The 20,768-nt window shown below is 65.6% G+C and carries 19 protein-coding genes; 14 read left to right on the top strand and 5 right to left on the bottom strand.

Features of this window, described 5'->3' with window-relative positions; translation table 11 throughout:
* Window positions 1–107 precede the first annotated feature (107 nt).
* The 14 genes from P3T18_RS35700 to P3T18_RS35635 all read left to right on the top strand — a co-directional run bounded on the left by P3T18_RS35700 (window position 108) and on the right by P3T18_RS35635 (window position 15,352).
* Window positions 108–497, top strand: a complete 390-nt coding sequence (locus P3T18_RS35700; protein ID WP_429304657.1) for a methylglyoxal synthase — start codon at window positions 108–110, stop codon at window positions 495–497.
* A gap of 112 nt (window positions 498–609) precedes the next feature.
* Window positions 610–1,584: a quinone oxidoreductase family protein gene (locus P3T18_RS35695; RefSeq protein ID WP_429304692.1), complete on the top strand. Its 975-nt coding sequence runs from the start codon at window positions 610–612 to the stop codon at window positions 1,582–1,584.
* Window positions 1,585–1,779: 195 nt separating this feature from the next.
* Window positions 1,780–1,893, top strand: coding sequence for a potassium ABC transporter ATPase (locus P3T18_RS35690; RefSeq protein WP_429304656.1), 114 nt, complete (start codon window positions 1,780–1,782; stop codon window positions 1,891–1,893).
* Window positions 1,890–1,982, top strand: coding sequence for a K(+)-transporting ATPase subunit F (gene kdpF, locus P3T18_RS35685; RefSeq protein ID WP_429304655.1), 93 nt, complete (start codon window positions 1,890–1,892; stop codon window positions 1,980–1,982). The genes P3T18_RS35690 and kdpF overlap by 4 nt, the downstream gene beginning before the upstream one ends.
* Window positions 1,979–3,784: a potassium-transporting ATPase subunit KdpA gene (gene kdpA, locus P3T18_RS35680; protein ID WP_429304654.1), complete on the top strand. Its 1,806-nt coding sequence runs from the start codon at window positions 1,979–1,981 to the stop codon at window positions 3,782–3,784. Before kdpF ends, kdpA begins: the two co-directional genes overlap by 4 nt.
* 65 nt (window positions 3,785–3,849) lie before the next feature.
* The gene (kdpB, locus tag P3T18_RS35675) at window positions 3,850–5,970 is read left to right on the top strand and encodes a potassium-transporting ATPase subunit KdpB (RefSeq protein ID WP_429304653.1); all 2,121 of its coding nucleotides are present in this window, start codon (window positions 3,850–3,852) and stop codon (window positions 5,968–5,970) included.
* A 40-nt stretch (window positions 5,971–6,010) separates the two neighbouring features.
* Window positions 6,011–6,589: a potassium-transporting ATPase subunit KdpC gene (gene kdpC, locus P3T18_RS35670; protein ID WP_429304652.1), complete on the top strand. Its 579-nt coding sequence runs from the start codon at window positions 6,011–6,013 to the stop codon at window positions 6,587–6,589.
* A gap of 159 nt (window positions 6,590–6,748) precedes the next feature.
* A complete protein-coding gene (locus tag P3T18_RS35665; protein WP_429304691.1) occupies window positions 6,749–9,655 on the top strand; it encodes a DUF4118 domain-containing protein in 2,907 nt (968 codons plus the stop codon).
* A complete protein-coding gene (gene kdpE / locus P3T18_RS35660) occupies window positions 9,648–10,346 on the top strand; it encodes a two-component system response regulator KdpE (protein ID WP_429304651.1) in 699 nt (232 codons plus the stop codon). The genes P3T18_RS35665 and kdpE overlap by 8 nt, the downstream gene beginning before the upstream one ends.
* 128 nt (window positions 10,347–10,474) lie before the next feature.
* On the top strand, window positions 10,475–10,795 hold the full coding sequence (gene sugE / locus P3T18_RS35655) for a quaternary ammonium compound efflux SMR transporter SugE (protein ID WP_429304650.1): 321 nt from the start codon (window positions 10,475–10,477) through the stop codon (window positions 10,793–10,795).
* Window positions 10,796–11,064: 269 nt separating this feature from the next.
* Window positions 11,065–11,676, top strand: coding sequence for a DUF4126 domain-containing protein (locus tag P3T18_RS35650; RefSeq protein WP_429304649.1), 612 nt, complete (start codon window positions 11,065–11,067; stop codon window positions 11,674–11,676).
* Complete coding sequence (locus P3T18_RS35645) at window positions 11,673–14,264, top strand: ABC transporter permease (protein ID WP_429304648.1); 2,592 nt, start codon at window positions 11,673–11,675, stop codon at window positions 14,262–14,264. Before P3T18_RS35650 ends, P3T18_RS35645 begins: the two co-directional genes overlap by 4 nt.
* A gap of 52 nt (window positions 14,265–14,316) precedes the next feature.
* On the top strand, window positions 14,317–14,730 hold the full coding sequence (locus tag P3T18_RS35640) for a group II truncated hemoglobin (protein ID WP_429304647.1): 414 nt from the start codon (window positions 14,317–14,319) through the stop codon (window positions 14,728–14,730).
* Window positions 14,723–15,352 carry a DUF924 family protein gene (locus P3T18_RS35635; protein WP_429304646.1) on the top strand — a complete coding sequence of 210 codons (630 nt, stop codon included), beginning with the start codon at window positions 14,723–14,725 and terminating at the stop codon, window positions 15,350–15,352. The genes P3T18_RS35640 and P3T18_RS35635 overlap by 8 nt, the downstream gene beginning before the upstream one ends.
* Window positions 15,353–15,362: 10 nt before the next feature.
* Here P3T18_RS35635 and P3T18_RS35630 read toward each other — a convergent pair whose 3' ends face one another.
* The 5 genes from P3T18_RS35630 to P3T18_RS35610 form a co-directional block, all read right to left on the bottom strand.
* Window positions 15,363–17,363 carry an ArnT family glycosyltransferase gene (locus P3T18_RS35630; protein ID WP_429304645.1) on the bottom strand — a complete coding sequence of 667 codons (2,001 nt, stop codon included), beginning with the start codon at window positions 17,361–17,363 and terminating at the stop codon, window positions 15,363–15,365.
* Between the two features lie 277 nt (window positions 17,364–17,640).
* A complete protein-coding gene (locus P3T18_RS35625; RefSeq protein WP_429304644.1) occupies window positions 17,641–18,387 on the bottom strand; it encodes an SDR family oxidoreductase in 747 nt (248 codons plus the stop codon).
* A gap of 157 nt (window positions 18,388–18,544) precedes the next feature.
* Window positions 18,545–19,129, bottom strand: coding sequence for a TIGR00730 family Rossman fold protein (locus P3T18_RS35620; protein ID WP_429304643.1), 585 nt, complete (start codon window positions 19,127–19,129; stop codon window positions 18,545–18,547).
* Between the two features lie 2 nt (window positions 19,130–19,131).
* Entirely contained in the window at window positions 19,132–19,857 is a 726-nt protein-coding gene (locus tag P3T18_RS35615) for a TetR/AcrR family transcriptional regulator (RefSeq protein ID WP_429304642.1), read from the bottom strand.
* A 181-nt stretch (window positions 19,858–20,038) separates the two neighbouring features.
* A complete protein-coding gene (locus P3T18_RS35610) occupies window positions 20,039–20,752 on the bottom strand; it encodes a diacylglycerol kinase (protein ID WP_429304641.1) in 714 nt (237 codons plus the stop codon).
* Window positions 20,753–20,768 lie beyond the last annotated feature (16 nt).

Raw genomic sequence — 20,768 nt, 5'->3', positions numbered from 1 at the left:
ACCGCCGGAGCGCGCAGCACCGGCAGTATCGGTTCGGGCGAAAGCAGCATCGCAACATTGCTTCACCACAACAACGACAATCACAACGGTTTCAGGAGTCTTACGTCATGAGTACCCGCATTGCCCTGATCGCGCACGATCACAAGAAAAACGATATCGTCAAGCTGGCCGGCGAGTATGTGGACACGCTCAGGCGTTGCGAAATCGTCGCCACCGGCACCACCGGCACGCGCATCGGCGAGGCGCATGGCCTCACGGTCGAGCGCATGTTGTCGGGTCCGCATGGCGGCGATTTGCAGATCGGCGCGCAACTGGCCGAAGGTCGGGTAGACATGGTGATTTTCCTGCGCGATCCCATGACGCCGCAGCCGCACGAGCCGGATATCAACGCGTTGGTCCGTGCCTGCGACGTGCACAATATTCCGTGCGCAACCAATATTTCCACTGCGCGCATGATTCTCGACGTGTTGACGTTGCGCTTCACGCAGCAGGTTTGAACGATACAAAAAAGACCCCGTGGCGAAGTGAGCGCACGAGCGCGTACAGGAGCGCAGGGCCGCTCGCGACGGAACCGATCAATCAGGACGAAGCACGAACCAGGGAGACATGATGGTCAAAGCGATTCGATTCGATAAAACCGGCGGCCCGGAAGTGATGAAGTGGGTCGACGTCGAAGTGGGCGAGCCGGGTGCGGGCGAAATTCGCATTCGCCAGACGGCGGTCGGGCTGAACTATATCGACGTGTATTTCCGCACGGGTCTGTATCCGCTGCCGTTGCCGGGCGGGCTCGGCATGGAAGCGGCGGGCGTGGTGGCGGCGGTCGGCCCGGGTGTGACGGAGCTGAAAGCGGGCGACCGCGTCGCCTATGTCACGCGACCGCCCGGCGCCTATACGCAGGAGCGCGTGTTGCCGGCTACGGCGGTGGTGAAAGTGCCCGACGCCGTGAGCGACGAGCAGGCCGCCTCGGTCATGCTGCAAGGGCTGACCGTGCAATACCTGCTGCGCCGCACGTATCCGGTGAAGGCCGGCGACACGATCCTGATCCAGGCTGCGGCGGGCGGCGTCGGCCTGCTGGCGTGCCAGTGGGCCAAGGCGCTGGGCGCCACGGTCATCGGCACGGTCGGCTCGGACGAAAAAGCCGAGATCGCCAAGGCGCACGGCTGCGATCACGCCATCGTCTACACGCGCGAAAACTTCACCAAACGCGTGCGCGAGATCACCAACGGCGCGGGCGTGCCGGTGGTGTACGACTCGATCGGTAAAGACACGTTTACGGCCTCGCTCGATTGCCTCGCGCCGCTCGGCATGTTCGTGAGCTTCGGCAATGCGTCCGGTCCGTTGCCGCCGATCGACTCCTCGGAATTCGCCGGACGCGGCTCGCTGTTCTTCACGCGTCCCACGCTGTTCACGTATATCGGTAAGCGCGCCGATTACGAGTCGATGTCCGCCGAGCTGTTCGACATGCTGGTGTCGGGCAAGGTGAAGACGAGCATCAACCAGCGTCACGCACTCGCCGACGTCGGTCAGGCGCATGCCGATCTCGAAGCGCGCCGCACCACGGGCTCGACGATCCTGCTGCCGTAGTCCCACCGCGCGCCATGCCGCGCTAACCGGCGCTGGCGCAGCGCTCCGAAGCAAACACGAGGCCGTTCCATTTCGCGATGGAACGGCCTTGTCCGTTTACGCGATTTTTATACGCCCTTCAGCATCTTTGACCAGCCCTTTACGCGGATCGGCATAACGTTGCGCCTATCCAAAGTCCGTGTAGGGAGAACAAAAATGGATGTGCTGTATGTCGGGGGGCTGGTGCTGTTTTTCGCGCTGACCTTGGGTTTGATTGCGGGCTGCGAGAAGCTGATGCAGTTCCGTCGTGGTCAGGGAGCGCGCTCATGAGCTGGATTCTCTGGTTGTCCGGCGCGGCGACGCTGATGCTGTTCGTGTACCTGGTCTATGCGTTGTTGCGCGCGGAGGACATCGAATGAACTCGAACAACGTCCTTCAGGCAGGGCTGTTTATCGTCGTGCTGCTGGCAGCGGCCGTGCCGCTCTCGCGTTATCTCACGAACGTCATGGACGGCAGTTCGCGCGTGGTGCGCTTCGGCGGACCGCTCGAACGTTTGCTGTATCGCGTCGCGGGTGTCGACCCGTCGACGGAAATGAACTGGAAGCACTACGCCGTCGCGACGATCGCGTTCAATGCGCTCGGCACGCTGTTTCTTTATGCGCTGCTGCGCGTGCAGGGCTGGCTGCCCGGCAACCCGCAGCAATTCGGTCCGATGACCGTGGACGGCGCGTTCAACACGGCGGTCAGTTTCGTGTCGAACACGAACTGGCAGGACTACACGCCGGAACAGACCGTCAGCTATCTCACGCAGATGCTCGGTCTCACGGTGCAGAACTTTCTGTCCGCCGCGACCGGCATTGTGGTGGTGATCGCGCTGATTCGCGGCTTCGCGCGTCACACGGCGCAAACCATCGGCAATTTCTGGGTCGATCTCACGCGCGTCACGCTCTACGTGTTGCTGCCGATGTCCGCGATCGTCGCTGCCTTGCTGATGAGCCAGGGCGTGATCCAGAACTTCAAGTCGTACGAAGACGTGCCGACCTTGCAAACCACCACCTACGCCGCGCCCAAACTCGACGCGCAAGGCAATCCGGTGAAGGACGCCAAGGGCAATCCCGTCACGGTCGATACGCCCGTGAAAACGCAGACCATCGCGATGGGCCCGGTTGCTTCGCAGGAAGCGATCAAGATGCTCGGCACCAACGGCGGCGGCTTCTTCAACGGCAACTCGGCGCATCCGTTCGAAAACCCCACGCCGTTCTCCAACTTCCTGCAGATCTTCTCCATCCTGATCATTCCGGCCGCGCTCGCACTCGTGTTCGGTCGCATGATCATGGACCGCAAGCAGGGCGTCGCGGTGCTCGCGGCCATGACGATCGCCTTCGGCGTCTGCGTGTTCGGCGAGATTGCCGCGGAGCAGGCGGGCAATCCGGCCTTGAGCGCCTTGCATGTCGACCAGTCGGCGAATGCGCTGCAATCGGGAGGCAATGCGGAGGGTAAGGAGACGCGCTTCGGCATCGCGCAGTCGGGCATCTTCACGGTGGCGACCACGGCGGCTTCGTGCGGCGCGGTGGCCAACACGCACGACTCGCTGACGCCGATCGGCGGCCTCTATCCGATGCTGCTGATGCAACTCGGCGAAGTGATCTTCGGCGGCGTCGGCTCCGGCATGTACGGCATGCTCGTGTTCGCCTTGCTCGCCGTGTTCGTGGCAGGGCTGATGATCGGCCGCACACCGGAATACGTCGGCAAGAAGATCGAAGCGTACGAGATGAAGATGGTGTCGATCGTCGTGCTGCTGACGCCGCTGCTGGTGCTGGTCGGCACCTCGATCGCGGTACTCAGCGACGCGGGCAAGGCCGGCATTCTCAACCCCGGCGCGCACGGTTTCTCCGAGATTCTTTACGCGTTCAGCTCGGCCGCCAACAACAACGGCAGCGCCTTTGCGGGTCTGACGGTCAGCACGCCCTTCTACAACTGGATGACCGCCATCGCGATGTGGTTCGGCCGCTTCGGCACGATCGTTCCGGTGCTGGCGATCGCCGGCTCGCTGGCGTCGAAAAAACGCATCGGCGTGACGGGTGGAACGCTGCCCACGCATGGTCCGTTGTTCGTCGTGCTGCTGCTCGGCACGGTGCTGCTGGTCGGCGCGCTGACTTACGTGCCGGCGCTCGCGCTCGGTCCCGGCGTCGAGCATCTGATGATGATGGGCGCTCATTGACGCGCCGTCCATTCAGATGACCGAACCGACTCAAGTCACGCGCTAACGGGATATTCGAGGTTTCAATGACTGAACATAATGCAACGAGGTCCATGTTCGATCCGGCGCTGCTGCGCCCGGCGATCGTGGACTCCTTCAAGAAACTCACGCCGCGCACGCAGTTTCGCAATCCGGTGATGTTCTGCGTGTACGTCGGCAGCATTCTGACGACGATACTCTGGATCGCCGCGCTCGGCGGTCAGGCCGAGGCGCCCGCGGGATTCATTCTCGCGGTCACGTTGTGGCTGTGGTTCACCGTGCTGTTCGCGAACTTCGCGGAAGCGCTCGCCGAAGGCCGCTCGAAGGCGCAGGCCGCGTCGCTGCGCAGCGCGAAGAAAGACGTGATGGCCAAGAAGCTCAACGAGCCGCATCCGAAGTCGCCGATCCGTATTCTCACCGCTTCGGATCTGCGTCGCGGCGACGTGGTGCTGGTCGAAACCGGCGACGTGATTCCGGCCGACGGCGAGGTGATCGACGGCGTGGCGTCGGTGGACGAATCGGCTATCACCGGCGAATCCGCGCCGGTGATCCGCGAGTCCGGCGGCGATTTTTCATCGGTGACGGGTGGCACGCGTGTGCTGTCCGACTGGATCGTGGTGCGTGTGACGGCCAATCCGGGCGAAGCGTTCCTCGACCGCATGATCGCGATGGTCGAAGGCGCGAAGCGTCAGAAAACACCGAACGAAATCGCGCTGACCATTCTGCTGGTCGCGTTGACGATCGTGATGTTGCTCGCCACGGCCACCTTGTTGCCGTTTTCGATGTTCTCCGTCGAAGCAGCCAAAGCGGGCCATGTGGTGACCATTACCGCGCTGGTCGCCTTGCTGGTGTGTCTGATTCCGACCACGATCGGCGGCCTGCTTTCGGCCATCGGCGTGGCCGGCATGAGCCGCATGATGCAGGCCAACGTGATCGCCACGTCCGGCCGTGCGGTGGAAGCCGCCGGCGACGTCGACGTGCTGCTGCTCGACAAGACCGGCACGATCACGCTCGGCAATCGCCAGGCGTCGCAGTTCGTGCCGGCGCCGGGCGTGAGCGAAGAAGCGCTCGCGGACGCCGCGCAATTGTCGTCGCTCGGCGATGAAACGCCCGAGGGCCGCAGCATCGTCGTGCTGGCGAAGCAGCGCTTCAACATCCGTCAGCGCGACATGGCGACCTTGCACACGGTGTTTCTCGCCTTCACCGCGCAAACGCGCATGAGCGGTGTGGACCTGTCGCCCGAAGGCACGTCGCCGGGCGCGGTCGGCCGCGAAATCCGCAAGGGCGCGGCGGACGCGGTCAGGCATTACGTCGAAGCGAACGGCGGCCGTTTCCCGAGCGAGGTCAGCAACGCGGTGGCCGAAGTCGCGCGGCGCGGCAGCACGCCGCTGGTGGTGGCCGAGAAACTCGGGCAGGCAGAGGCGGGCGCGCGCGTGCTCGGCGTGATCGAACTGAAGGACGTGGTGAAGGGCGGCATCAAGGAGCGCTTTGCCGAGTTGCGCAAGATGGGCATCAAGACCGTGATGGTGACGGGCGACAACCGTCTGACCGCCGCCGCGATCGCCGCCGAAGCGGGAGTCGACGATTTCCTCGCCGAAGCCACGCCGGAAGCCAAGCTCGCGACGATTCGCGCGCACCAGGCCGAAGGCCGGCTGGTGGCGATGACCGGCGACGGCACCAACGACGCCCCGGCGCTCGCGCAGGCCGACGTCGCGGTGGCGATGAACACCGGCACGCAGGCCGCGAAAGAAGCCGGCAACATGGTCGATCTCGATTCGAATCCGACCAAGCTGATCGAGATCGTCGAGATCGGCAAGCAGATGCTGATGACGCGCGGCTCGCTCACCACGTTCTCGATCGCCAACGACGTCGCCAAATACTTCGCGATCATCCCGGCCGCGTTCGCCACCACGTATCCGGCCTTGAACGCCCTGAACGTGATGCATCTGGCCACGCCCGCGTCCGCGATCATGTCGGCGGTGATCTTCAACGCGCTGATCATCGTGCTGCTGATTCCGCTCGCGCTCAAGGGCGTGCGTTATCGCGCGCTGGGCGCCGCGATCCTGCTGCGCCGCAATCTGCTGATCTACGGGCTCGGCGGGATCGTCGTGCCGTTCATCGGCATCAAGCTGATCGATATGGTGCTGGCCGCCTTCGGCTGGGTCTGATCCACGGCTGCACACGAGTTGAGAAAGAGGAATGACCATCATGAAAAATCTGTTCCGTCCGCTGATCGTGATCTTTGCAGTGCTGACCGCGCTGACCGGGCTCGCGTATCCCGCCGTGATGACCGCGGTGGGTCAGGCGGCCTTCCACGATCAGGCCAATGGCAGCCTGCTCGAACAGGACGGCAAGGTCGTCGGTTCGAAACTGATCGGCCAGCAGTTCGACGCGCCGCAATACTTCTGGGGCCGTCTGTCGGCCACCAGCCCGATGCCGTACAACCCGCAAGGGTCGAGCGGTTCGAATCTCGGGCCGACCAATCCCGCCTTGCTCGATGAAGTCAAAGGCCGGCTCGACGCGCTGAAGGCGGCCGGCACCGACATGTCGAAGCCGGTGCCGGTCGATCTGGTGACGTCGTCGGGCAGCGGCCTCGATCCGGAAATCAGTCCGGCGGCGGCTGCGTATCAGATCGAACGCGTTGCCCAGGCCCGCAAGCTGGCCGCCAACGACGTGGCGGCGCTGGTCGATCGCTACACGACGGGCCGTCAGTTCGGCGTGCTCGGCGAGCCGCGCGTGAACGTGCTGCAACTGAATCTCGCACTCGACGAAATGAAGCGCGGCTGATCGCGTCGAGCGGCAAAGGCGGCGTCTGCGCGACGCCGCTTTTGCCATTTTTCACGAGCCATTGGGCGGCTGCTATTTGCGGCCCGCTCGCCGCCGTGCCACCATGCTGGCACCCGTCGCGTGCATCGAACCCCGAACTCGCAATTAAAACCAATGAGCCTGACTCGCCCCGATCCTGACCAGCTGCTCGACAAACTGCAGCGCGACGAAGAAAAGCGTCAGCGCGGCAGGCTGAAGATTTTCTTCGGCGCGTCGGCTGGCGTCGGCAAGACCTTCGCGATGTTGCAGGCCGCGCGTCGCCGTCACGACGAAGGCGCCGACGTGGTGGTCGGTATCGTCGAAACGCACGGGCGCGGCGAAACTGCCGCGCTGCTCGACGGCCTCGACGTGCTGCCGCTCACGCAGATCGACTATCGCGGCCGCAAGCTCGGCGAATTCGATCTCGACGGCGCGCTCGCGCGCAAGCCGCAACTGATTCTGGTCGATGAACTCGCGCATTCGAACGTGCAGGGCGCGCGTCATCTGAAGCGCTGGCAGGATGTCTACGAACTGCTCGACGCGGGCATCGACGTCTACACCACGGTCAACGTGCAGCACCTCGAAAGTCTGAACGACGTGGTCGGCCAGATTACCGGCATCCGCGTGTGGGAGACGGTGCCCGACCGCGTGTTCGATCGCGCCGACGAAGTGACGCTGGTGGACCTGCCCGCCGAGGAACTGCTCGACCGGATGCGCGACGGCAAGGTGTACATGCCGCAGCAGGCCGAGCGCGCGGTGCGCAACTTCTTTCGCAAAGGCAATCTGATCGCGCTGCGTGAGCTTGCGCTCAGGCGCACCGCCGATCGCGTCGATGCGCAGATGCGCGAGTACCGCGCGGACCGCTCGATCCAGCGCATCTGGCAGGCGCGCGAGCGTTTGCTGGTGTGCGTGGGGCCGGGGCCCGAGGCGCCGCTGCTGGTGCGCGCGGCCGCGCGCCTCGCGGCCAGCCTGAAGGCCGACTGGATCGCCGTGTATGTGGAAACGCCCGCGCTGCAGCGCCTGCCCGACGCGCGCCGCGAGCGCACGCTGAATGCGCTGAAACTCGCCGCCGAACTCGGCGCGGAAACGGCCACGCTGGCCGGTCCGGATGCGGCCGTGGCGCTGATCGGCTATGCCCAGGCGCGCAATGTGTCGAAGCTGGTGGCGGGCGCGTCGGCGCGCAGCGGCTTCAGACGCTGGCTGAGCCGGTCGCTCGGCGAGCGCATCGCCGAGCGTGTCGGCGATCTCGATCTCACGCTGATCCGCGCGTCGTCCGACAGCCATGGCGGCGAGCATCGTCATCTGCTGAACACTACCGCGAATGCCTGGCGCGACGCATTGAGCGCGGCGCGCGAACGACGTTCGCCGCCGCGCGCCTACGGTTTCGCGCTGGCGATCGGCGCGGCGATCACCTTGCTGGCGAGCCGTCTGAGCGACCATATCGATCTGACCAACCTCGTCATGCTGTATCTGCTCGGCGTGATCTTCACGGCGGTCAAGCTCGGGCGCGGGCCGGGCGTGGTGCTGTCGTTCATGAGCGTGGCCGCGTTCGATTTTTTCTTCGTGCCGCCGCGCATGTCGCTTTCGGTGTCCGACACACAATATCTGCTGACCTTCTTCGGCATGCTGCTGACCTCGCTCGTCATCAGTCACCTAACGTCGAGTCTGCGGCGCGAGGCGAGCGTCGCGCGGCGCCGCGAACAACGCACCGGCGCCATGTACGCGATGGCGCGCGAACTCGCCGCGGCGCTCACCACGGAGCAGATCGTCGGCATCGGCAGCCGGCATGTGAGTGAAGTGTTCGGCGCGCGCGTCGCGATTCTGTTGCCCGACAGCGCCGACCAGGTGAAGCAGAAAATCGAGGACCCCGACGCCGCCGTGACGCTCGACGGCGAGTTGCTCGACAGCGATGTCGGTCAGTGGGTCTACGATCAGCAGAAGGCGGCCGGGCGGGGCACCGACACGCTGCCCGCGGCTGCGGCGCTCTATCTGCCGCTGAAGGCGCCGATGCGCACACGCGGCGTGCTGGCCGTTCTGATGCGCGACCGGCGCGAGCTTGACGTGCCGGAGCAGCAGCGCATGCTCGACGCGTTCGCCGCGCAGATTGCGCTGGCGCTCGAGCGCGTGCATTACGTGGACATCGCGCGGGACGCACTCGTCAACATGGAATCGGAGCGTTTGCGCAATTCGCTGCTCTCGGCCATCTCGCACGATCTGCGCACGCCGCTCACCACCATCGTCGGGTTTTCGTCGATGCTGGCGCAGTCGCGCGACACGCATGCCGGAACGGAATCCGCCGACGACCTCGTCGACGCGATTCACGAAGAGGCGCTGCGCATGACCGGCATCGTCACGAATCTGCTGGACATGGCGCGCCTCCAGGCCGGCAGTCTGCAACTGAACCGCCAGTGGACCCTGCTCGAAGAAACGGTGGGCGCCGCTTTGCGCGCGTGCCGGCGCGTGCTGGCGCGGCATCCGGTCCAGGTGACGCTGCCTGCCGATCTGCCGCTGCTGCAACTCGACGCCGTCCTGATGGAGCGTCTCTTTTCCAATCTGTTCGAGAACGCGGCCAAATACTCGGCGCCGGACACGCCGCTCGTCATCGGCGCGCAGCGTGTCGACGCGGACGGCAAGCCGTTCGTGCGCGTTTGTGTGGACGATCGCGGGCCGGGCCTGCCGGCCGGCATGGAAGCGCGTGTGTTCGAGAAATTCACGCGCGGCGAGAAGGAATCGGCCAAGCCGGGCATCGGTCTCGGCCTTGCGATCTGCCGTGCGATCGTGGAGGCGCACGGCGGTACAATCGGCGCGCTCAACCGGCTGACGTCCGACGGCCGCGTCGAAGGCGCGCGCTTCTGGTTCACGCTGCCGGTGGAGACACCGCCGGAGACGCTGCTCGAAGCGCCGGACTCGCTCCAGGAAGAGGCGGACCTTGCGCCGGGCGATGGTCTCGGCGCGCTGCCGCACGGGTTGCCGCACGAGCCATTGCACGAAACCCCGTTCGAACTCCAATCACCGAATCATCCGCTGAGCAAGCCGACCCATGAGTGACCCGGGCATGACCGTCGTCCTGATCGAGGACGAGAAGCAGATTCGCCGTTTCGTGCGTACCGCGCTGGAAGGCGAGGGCATCGTCGTGCACGACGCCGAAACCGGCAAGCAGGGCCTTGTCGAAGCCGCGACGCGCAAACCCGATCTGGTGATCGTCGATCTCGGCCTGCCGGACACCGACGGCCTCGATGTGATCCGCGAATTGCGCGGCTGGAGTGAGCTGCCGGTGATCGTGCTGTCGGCGCGCACCCAGGAAAGCGAGAAAGTCGCGGCGCTCGACGCCGGCGCGGACGATTACCTCACCAAGCCGTTCGGCGTCTCCGAATTGCTGGCGCGGATTCGCGCGCATATGCGCCGGCGCAACCAGGGCGGCGCGAGCGAGTCGCCGGTCGTGCGTTTCGGCGCGGTGACGGTCGATCTCGCCTTGCGTCAGGTGAGCCGCGAAGGCGCGGCCGTCCATCTGACGCCGATCGAATACCGTCTGCTCGCCACGCTGGTGCGCCATGCCGGCCGGGTGCTCACGCATCGTCAGTTGCTCAAGGACGTGTGGGGACCGTCGCATGTGGAAAGCCATCACTATCTGCGGATCTACATGGCGCATTTGCGCGGCAAGCTGGAGCGCGATCCGGCGCAGCCCGAACACATCGTCACGGAGACGGGTGTCGGTTACCGGCTGGTCGGTGTGACCTGAAGACCTTGCCACGGACGGGACGGCCCTCAGCAAGCCAACCCCTATCTTGATATAATTACAGATCGTAAGGACGACCTTGCGCATCTGCTACGAACGGGGACGGCCCCATTTCACCATGGAGCTGTCTCATGTCCTGGATTCTTCTGCTGATTGCCGGATTGCTCGAAGTCGCGTGGGCGGCCGGCCTCAAAACCTCCGAAGGTTTCACCCGGCTCTGGCCGTCCGTTTTCACCGTCGTGACGGCGCTCGGCAGCTTCGTTCTGCTCGCCGTCGCGATGCGCCAGTTGCCCCTCGGCACGGCCTACGCCGTGTGGACGGGCATTGGCGCGGTCGGCGCGTTCATTTTCGGCATCGTCGTGATGGGCGAGGCTTTGAGCGTTGCGCGAGTGGCCAGCGCGGCGCTGATCGTGATCGGCCTGATCGGGCTGAAGCTCTCGTCCGGCCACTGATCCCGACACCGGAACGGATCAGGCGCGCTTTTCGCGCCCTTTTCGCGCCGGTTGCGCTTCGCGGCCTGCGTTGTTTTTAGAGCCAACCGATTGCGACCCACTCTGCGGTCTGCGAATTATCGTGGCTATAATGAGATTGAATCCAACCTGACATTGCCCGCGGCCTATTTGGCGCGGCCGGCTTGGCGCGGGTCTGACGACTTCGGTGCGTGGCTCGCGTCTTTTGCCCGTCGAAGCGCCCGGCACGCACAGCGCGCCTGGAGGCGGCCATGCTTGAATCACTTTCGCTCGCTGCTGGCCTCTCATGGGGCAGCGGTCTGCGCCTCTATCTGACGGTCCTGCTGGCCGGCGTGTTCGAACGCCTTGGCCTGATCCATCTCCCCGATACGCTGTCCGCGCTGTCCTCGCCGTGGGTCATCGGCGTCGCGGCGGTGCTCACGCTCACCGAATTTCTCGCCGACAAAATCCCCGCCTTCGATTCGCTGTGGGACGCGGTTCACACCTTCATCCGTATTCCGGCGGGCGCCGTGCTGGCCGTCGGCGCGCTCGGCCACGCCGACCCGGCCTTGCTGACAGTCGCCGCGCTCGCGGGCGGCACGCTCGCCGGCACCGCGCATCTGGCCAAAGCGGGCACACGCGCGTTGATCAATCTGTCGCCGGAACCGGTGTCGAACGTGGTCACCTCGACCGCCGAAGACGGCCTCGTGTTCGGCGGCATGCTGCTCGCGCTGTTCGTGCCCGTGCTGTTCCTGATGCTGATGGTGGGTTTTCTGATGCTGGCGGCGTGGGCGTTGCCGCGTCTGTGGCGCGGCGTTCAGGGCGGCTTTCGCGGGATGGCGACGCATATGGTGTCGCGCTTTGCGAGGAGCCGGCACGATTGAGCGATACGGCAAGCAGTTCCACGGCGCGTGACGCCAGGCCGGCGGCGAAGCCGGCAAGCCGGCTGAGTGCCGCGGACGTTTTGCGCCAGGCCATCCGCATGACGGCGCGCGACTGGCGCGCCGGCGAATTGACGATGCTGCTGCTGGCGCTGGTGCTGGCCGTCGCGGCGTTGTCGAGCGTCGGCTTCCTAGCCGACCGGCTGCATCAGGGGCTGGAGCGCGACGCGCGGCGCATGATCGCCGCCGACTTCATCGTGCGCGCGGATCATCCCGTCGACCCGCAATTCGCCCAGCAGGCCAAAGCGCTCGGCCTGAACACGGCGAGCACGGCCATCTTCCCCAGCATGATCAACTCGACCGGCGCGCAGCCGGCCTCGCGGCTCGCGGCCATCAAGGCGGTGTCGCCCGGTTATCCGCTGCGCGGCGCGTTGCGGATCGCCAGTGCGCCGGACGCGCCGGATCACGCCACCCAGGAGATTCCGCCGCCGGGCACGGTCTGGGTCGATCAGGCGCTGCTCGACGCGCTGAAATTGCACGTCGGCGACACGGTGAAAGTGGGCGGCCGCGATTTCAGGATCGGTGCGTTGATTACACGCGAACTGGACCGTGGTTTCTCCTTCGTCAATTTTTCGCCGCGACTGATGATGCGCGCCGACGACGTGCAGTCCACGGGGCTTGTCACATTCGGCAGCCGTGTCACGTACCGGTTGCTGGTGGCGGGTACGGATGCTTCCGTGGCGCGCTTCGCGCAGTTTGCGCACGACCGCGTCGACGGCGGCAAGATGCGCGGCGTTGCGCTCGAATCCCTGCAGGACGGCCAGCCGCAAGTGCGTCAAACGCTCGACCGCGCCAGCCACTTTCTCACGCTCGTCTCCCTGCTGACCGCGCTGCTCGCGGCGGTGGCGATTGCCATGGCCGCACACCGTTATATGCGCCGCCATCTCGACGGCTGCGCGGCGATGCGCTGTCTCGGCGTCAGCCAGGCCACCTTGCGCGGGCTGTTCACGCTCGAATTCGTCGGGATCGGTCTGATTGGCGGCGCGCTCGGCGTGGCGCTCGGCTTCCTCGGACATCTCGCGCTGCTGAGCTGGCTCGGCAGTCTGATCGACGTGGCGCTGCCGTATCCGACGGTCTGGCCGGCGCTGCAGGGTATCGCGGCAGGGCTCGTGCTGCTGCTCGGTTTCGCGCTGCCGCCGTTGCTGCCGCTGACTCGCGTGCCGCCGCTGCGGGTGCTGCGCCGTGAGTGGGGCGAGGCCGGCCGCACTGCATGGGCCGCGTACGCGCTCGGCATTGCGCTGTTCGCCGGTTTGCTGATTCTGGCCGCGGGGGAATTGAAGCTGGGCGGCATCGTCGCGGGCGGTTTTGCGGGCGGCATGCTGGTGTTTGCCGTGATCGCTCGGCTGGCGCTGTGGGCGGCGGCGCGTTTCGTGCGCAGCGAGCGCGTGAATGCGGGGATCGGCTGGCGTTATGCGTTGGCGTCGCTCGAACGGCGCAGCGGCGCCAGCGCCCTGCAGATCACCGCGCTCGGCATCGGCCTGATGTGCCTGCTGCTGATCGCGATGACGCGCAACGATCTGGTGGCCGGCTGGCGCAGATCGACTCCGCCCGACGCGCCGAACGAATTCGTCATCGACATCCAGCCCGACCAGCGCGACGCCGTCACGCAATATCTGAATACGCACGGTGTGCCTGGCACCGTGCTCTCGCCGATGGTGCGCGGCAGACTGATCGCGATCAACGGCAAGGCGGTCAATCCGGATTCCTTCAAGGGCGAAGACGCAAGGCGTCTCGTCGACCGCGAATTCAACCTGTCCTATACCACCACGCTGCCGGACGACAACCGTCTCGCCGCCGGCACCTGGTACGGCGAGACCCGCGTACCGCAGATTTCGATCGAGCAGGGTCTCGCCAAACTGATCGGCGTGAAGCCCGGCGACACGCTGCGTTTCGACGTGACGGGCATGCAGGTCGACGCACCGGTCACGAGTGTGCGCAAGCTGGACTGGGGCTCGTTCAAGGTGAATTTCTTCGTGCTGATGCCGCCGGCCGCGCTGCAGGATTTTCCGGCGACGTTCATCACGAGTTTCCATTTGCCGCAGGACAAACAAAGCACGATCGACGGTCTGATCGCCGCCTATCCGAATCTCACCGCCATCGATACCGGTCCGATTCTCGCGCAGGTGCAGCGCGTGTTGCAGCAGGTGATCGGCGCGGTGCAGTTCCTGTTCGCGTTCACGCTGGCGGCCGGCGTGCTGGTGCTGTACGCGGCGCTCGCCGGCACGCGCGATGAGCGTATGCGAGAATCCGCGCTGCTGCGCGCGCTGGGAGCGTCGCATCGGCAGGTGCGCGCAGTGCAGGTGGCCGAATTCGTCGCGGTGGGCGCGCTGGCGGGTCTGATGGCCGCCGTGGGCGCGCAGGTGATCGGCTGGGTGCTGGCCACGCGGGTGTTCGAGTTCTATCTCGGCTTCAATCCGTGGCTGTTGCCGGCGGGCGTCGCGGCCGGCGTGGCTTGCGCGGGTGTCGGCGGCTGGCTGAGCCTGCGCCATGTGCTGGCTCGCCCGGCGCTGCAATCGTTGCGGGATGCGTGAAGCGCAGGGCGCGTGTGACTGTTTATGCAGGTGTGAAAGGTAAGAACGGAGTATGAGCGATCTGAACGACGAAGTCGCCGCGGCACAGCCGACGGTCTTCGAACTGGTGGGCGGCGAGGCGCGCGTGCGCGAACTGGTCGACCGCTTTTACGACCTGATGGATCTCGAAGCGGATTTCGCCGGGATTCGGGCCTTGCATCCGGCGTCGCTCGACGGCTCCCGCGACAAGTTCTTCTGGTTCCTTTGCGGCTGGATGGGCGGCCCGGACCACTACATCAGCCGCTTCGGCCATCCGCGTTTGCGCGCACGGCATATGCCGTTTCCGATCGCGTCCAGCGAACGGGATCAATGGCTGCGCTGCATGGCATGGGCGATGGAAGACGTCGGGCTGTCCGAGCCGTTGCGTGAACGCCTGCTCGGTTCGTTCTACGAGACGGCCGACTGGATGCGCAACCGCAATGGTTGAAGCGGGGCGGGGGCTACCGCACGAACAATCGCACGAGCCACCGCCGGCCGAGGCTCAGGCAGTACTCGACTGCTGGTTCGGTGCCGTGGATAGTCCCACGTTCGGCGAAGCGCGTAAGCTCTGGTTCGCCCGCGACGCCGCGTTCGACGCCGTGCTGCGCGATCGTTTCGGTCACCTGATCGAAGCGGCGCGCAATGGCGAACTGGACAGATGGACTCGCAGCGCGCCCGGCGCACTGGCGCTGATCATCGTGCTGGACCAGTTCTCGCGCAATTGTCACCGCGACACGCCGCTCGCTTTCGCGGCCGATCCGAAAGCGCTGGAAGTGGCGCGGCAGATGGTGGCGAGCAATGCCGACCTGCGATTGCCCGGCGCGCATCACCGTGCCTTCGTCTACCTTCCGTTCGAACACGATGAAACGCTCGCGAGCCAGCAGGAATCGCTGCGGCTGTTCGGACGGCTGAAGTCGGAGCCGGGCGGCGCGTCGTACTACTCGTCCGCGGTGAGACACGCGAGGATCATCGAGCGTTTCGGACGCTTTCCGCATCGCAACGCGATTCTCGGACGAGCGTCGAGCGCGGAGGAAGCCGAGTTTCTGACGAAGCGCGGCTCGTCGTTCTAGCGCGCCGGGCTCAGTCGATGTCCGCGCTGTCGACGGGGGTGCGCACGAAGACCCGCAACAACTCGTCGTTATCACCCGGACGCGCCCCCGACCAATACAACCGCCAGTCGCCCGCCGGCGCGCGTGCGTCGCCGCGGCGGCTCTGGTCGATCAACCAGGTGCATCCGGTTGCCGAGGCATTCGCCGCCGGTTCGTGCAGGATGCCGGTGTAGTAGTAGAGCATCGGCGCTTCGGACTCGCCGAGTGCGATGCTGGCCATGCAGTCTCCATCGTTCCACTCGATATTGATCCGCGAGCCGAGGTCGGCGAATACCGAGCGATAGCTCTTCGCGTAATCGAGCCACGGCAGCAGCAACGTGCTGACCAATCCCCACGCGACGATCGCCCCCGCGCACCAGCTCAGCGCGCCGCGCCATTTGCCGGCGTGCTTGAAGAGCGGCAGGAGCCACAGCCAGGCGAGCGTCATCGCGAGAGCGGCGGCGATCAGCACGGGCCTCGCCGGCATCACCCAGTCGAGCGGCAACCAGCGGCCAAGACGATGCAGCGACGCATGCGTGTCCGCCGCGTCGCTCATGATCGACCAGACGATCCACGCCAGTGCCACCACGCTGCCGAACAGCACGCGGCTCGCCATGTCCCATGCGAACTGCAGGCGACGCGGCAGACGTTCGACGCCTTGCATGGCCAGCAGCGCGAGCGGCGCGATGAACGGCAGGATGTACAACTCGCGCACTGTCGCCGAACTCTGCAGAACGGCGAAGCCGGTGCCGGCGAAGATCAGCGGCAACGCAACGCGCGGCTCGCGCCAGCGTCGCCATGCGCCGCCTGCCAGTGCGGCGAGCGCCAGCGGCACGACCGGAAAGCCGACGCTCAGCACGGTGCGCAACACGAACAGACGGCTCTCGTTCTCCGAGCCGAGTTCGGCGACGGAAAAACCGAAGAAGCGGCCGATGTTGTTGTCCCACAGCCAGACCTTGAAGAGCGCGTCGGAGCGCAGGTAAAAGCAGATCGGCCAGATCAGGGCAAACGGCGCGCAGACGAGCGCGGCCAACGCCAGCGCGCCCGCGAAACCACGGCTGCGGCACGCCGGATAAAGCAGCATGACGGCAACGGTCGTGGCGCCGAAAACCAGCGGCACGAACAGACCTTTGGCGAGCAGCGAGACACCGACGCCCGCGCCGAACATCGCCGCGGCGCTGAACGTGGCACTCAAGGTGGCACGGCGGCGCGGCGGCAGTGCGTCGGCCGTAGCCGCTTCGTCACGCAGGTGGAGCAGCACGAGTTCGAACAATCCGCAGAATCCGAGCGCGGCGCCGGCCATGAGCGCGACGTCGGTCATCATGTCGTGCACGTGCTTGACGACCACCAGCGTGCCGCCGAAGAGCGCGAGTGTGCCGATCACGCGAACGTCGAACCAGCTCGACGCCGCGGTGGCCCGGCGGACGACGCGCGCCGTGTAGTAGACGGTCAGCCCGGCAAACAATGCGCTGGCAAGACGCGCGGCGTCATGCAGGGGCAGATAGCGGCCGAACATCCACGCGAGGCCGGCGGCGACCCAGTCGTAGATCGGCGGCTTCTCGACGAAGGGCTGGCCGGCATTGGTCGGCACGACCAGATCGCCGGTGTCGAGCATGTGCTGGACGATGCCGAAGGTGTAGGTCTCGTCCTGTTTCCATGGTTCGTGACCCAGCGTGCCGGGCAGAATCCACGCGCACAGAATAGCCGTCGCGATCAGCCAGGTCAGAACACGGTTCGCCAGCAGCGTGCGCAGCAACTCGATCCCGCGACCGGCGAAGCGGACCGAGTCGGCGGGCGCGGCGGTGCCGGTGGATTCGGATGCGACGGAAGATGCCGCGGCGTCGTCCGGGTTGGCGGCGCTGTCTTCGGCGAAAAGGGACGCGTCGCGCGAGTCTCGCTCCGGCGTGTCGCCGGCAGCGCCGACCGGTTCGATCCGGGCTGCCGGCGCGGCGGCGATCGCCGGGCGCCACGGCGTGGAACGGGGTTCTTGCATCAAGGTCTCTGGTCTACCGCGCGCGGCGACATGGGCCGCGCACTCGTGCTCGGGCGATGAGTCGCATGCATTGCGCACACGAACCGCCCGATTGTAGCCCGCCTTTATTACCGTGAATTACACAAAGTGTGGGGTGGATCGCACGCAATTGGGTGAATTGCGTCGGTCCGTGCGCGGCAGAAGAACAGTTGGCGTTGCGCGGTGCCCGGCAGCGGACTCATGCCGCTGAAGCCGGACGCCAGCGGCAAGCCGCCGCAATGAAACGCCGTTCCGCGACTCAGCGTCCGCCGGTGACGTCGAGCAGCGCGCCCGTCACGTAGGAGGCCGCATCGCTCAGCAGCCAGACGATCGATTCGGCGACTTCGTCCGCACTACCCGGACGGCCGAGCGGTGTGGTCGCGCCGAGTTGGGCGGCGCGATCCGGTTTGCCGCCGCTCGCGTGGATTTCCGTGTCGATCAGGCCGGGACGCACCGCGTTGACGCGCACGCCTTGCGGACCGAGTTCTCGCGCAAGACCCACCGTCATGGTGTCGACCGCGCCCTTGGAACCCGCGTAATCGACGTATTCGTTCGGCGAACCGAGCCGCGAAGCCGCGGACGACACGTTCACGATCACGCCGCCGTTCCCGCCGCGTTGCGTGGACATGCGGCGCGCCGCTTCACGCGCGCAGAGATACGCGCCGAGCACGTTGACGTCGAACATGCGCTTCAGACGCGCGAGGTCCATGTCGGCTAGCTGGCTGGACGGCGCGACAATGCCGGCGTTGTTGACGAGCGCATCGGGGCGGCCGAAATGCTGCTCCAGCGCATCGAACATCGCGATCACGTCGGCCTCGTTGGCGACGTCGCCGGCGAGCGGCACGGCACGGCCGCCCGCGCGTTCGACTTCTTCGACGGTCTGCTGCGCGGCCGCGAGATTCGCCGCGTAGTTCACGCCGACCGACCAGCCGCGCGCGCCGAGCAGACGTGCGGTGGCGCGGCCGATACCACGGCTGCCGCCGGTGATCAGAACGGTTTGGGACATGGCGACCTCATGGTGTGAAGCGGCTGCGCGGCGGGCGCAGCGCTGATGTGATGGCAGGCGTGTTTGGGTGCGCGTGGACTTGCGTGGACTCGCGCGGACCCGGTTTGGCAAGCGCGATGTCGGACTGCGATGCAGGACGGACGAAGCCGCCGTTGCCTCAAACGGCGTCGCGCCTGACGGCCCACTTGTCGTCGGCGGGCGGCTGATAGCGTTGCAGCTTGTCGATCAGCGTCACGGGTTCGGCTTCGATCTGCAGGATGTCGAGATAGGTCTTGCGCATGAAGCCTTCGTCGACCGTGTGCTGAAGCATGTTGATGAGCGGATCGTAGAAGCCGTCGATGTTGAGCAGGGCGACCGGCTTCTGGTGATAGCCGAGTTGCGCCCACGTGTAGACCTCGAACAGTTCTTCGAGCGTGCCCACGCCGCCGGGCATGGCCACGAACGCGTCGGACAGGTCGGCCATCATCTTCTTGCGATGATGCATGTCGGGCACAACGTGCAACTCGGTCAGACCGTTATGGCCGACTTCCTTGTTGACGAGCAATTCGGGAATCACGCCGATCGCGTGGTCGCCTTCGGCCATCACCGTGTCGGCGATCACGCCCATCAGCCCGACCTTGCCGCCGCCGTAGACCAGCGCGAGGTCGGCCTGCACCAGAGCGCGGCCGAACGCGCGTGCGGCCTCGGCGTACAGCGGTTTGGCGCCGTTGGAGGAGCCGCAATACACACACACCGACTTCATGCTCAAACGTCCTTCGGTTCGTTACGGGGCGCGGCGCCTTCCTTGGGCGGGAGATAGTCGTAGAACTCGCGCTTGGGCAGTTTGCCCGATACGAGGTCGTCGAAAATCTGACGCGAACGGCCGCGCAGATAAGGCGCCATCAGCGAGACGATCTGCACGCTCACCTGATGCAGTTCCGCGCGAATCGCTTCCTGCTCGTTGTACTTGCGCGGATTCATCACGAATTGATACGACAGCCAGTATGTGCCGATCACGCCGACGTTGGTGGCGATCACATGCAGTTCTTCGGGCGTCGCGACCATTTCGCCGTCGGCCACGAGCTGCTCGCAGAACTGGCTCGCGAAACGCACCTTATGGCTGATGATCTGCTTGAAGTGCGTTTCGAGCGTGCGGTTGCGCGCCAGCAGATCGTTCAGGTCGCGATACAGGAAGCGATAGCGCCATGTGAAATCGATCATGAACTGCAGATACGACCACATTTCGTCGATGGTCGCGCGGTGGTCGTCGGGGAAACGCAGACGCTTTTCGATCTCCTGCTCGAACTGGCTGAAGATGCTGTTGATGATGTCGTCTTTGTTGCGGAAGTGGTAGTACAGGTTGCCTGGACTGATTTCCATTTCCTCGGCGATGGTCGTCGTCGTGACGTTCGGCTCGCCGATTTCGTTGAACAGCTTCAACGACAGTTCGAGTATCCGTTCGCGCGTGCGGCGGGGAGGTTTGGCTTCCATGTCGTCCGGCCCTGGTGACGCCCGGCTGGGACACTCGGCGGCGTGCCGCTGTTGCGTGATCCACCCGGACGCGGTTGGTATGTTGAATCTATCGGCCGATTATAAACCGAGCGTTCTTACACCAAGCGGATACTCAGGGTTTTCATTGCAAAGCGCTGCCGGAGGCGGTTTTTCAGCGTATTTACAGCAGCATTTTCACCCAATGCACGACGAGCGGCCCGACGATCAGCACCCACGTCATCAGGCACATGCCGAGCGCCACCATCACGGCTGCGCTGCCGAGATCCTTTGCGCGGCGCGACAGTTCATGGCGTTCGAGCGAAATACGGTCGATGGCCGCTTCGACGCTCGAATTGAGCAACTCGACGATCAGCACCAGCAGCACCGAGCCGAGCAGCAGCACGCGCGAGACCGGCTCGACCGGTACCAGAATGCCGCAGGGAATCAGGATCGCGGCGAGCGTCAGCTCCTGACGAAACGCGCTTTCTTCGCGAATCGCCACGCGAAATCCCGCCAGCGAATTCTTCATCGCGTGCCATGCGCGCGTCAGGCCCCGATTGCCCTTGTACGGATTGAAGGGAAGCGGCGCGAGCGGGTCGTCGGGGCCGAGCGGCTCGTGGGCGTCGGGACCGTGCGCGTCGTGGGCGCGGTGTGTACCATGCGCGCGGTCGGCGCGCCGTCCGCCGTCCGCCGCGCCGTTCTGCCTCTGCGCGCCCGAACCATGCGCGCCGTCTGCATGTTTGGACGGGGCGTGGTCGGCCACGTCGTCGAAGGGATCGATTGCAGCGGACTCGGCTGCATGAGTCACGCCGACGGTGTGCGCGGCATCACCTGCCGGAACGGCGCGCAGCGCGCCGTTCGACGCGCGCATCGCGGAAGCATTGCTTTCTGGCATGGGCGGCTCGGCTCGC

Source organism: Paraburkholderia sp. GAS199 (assembly GCF_050436585.1).
In the GTDB taxonomy this organism is placed as follows: Bacteria; Pseudomonadota; Gammaproteobacteria; order Burkholderiales; family Burkholderiaceae; genus Paraburkholderia.
This window is presented reverse-complemented; position numbering and strand designations above follow the sequence as displayed.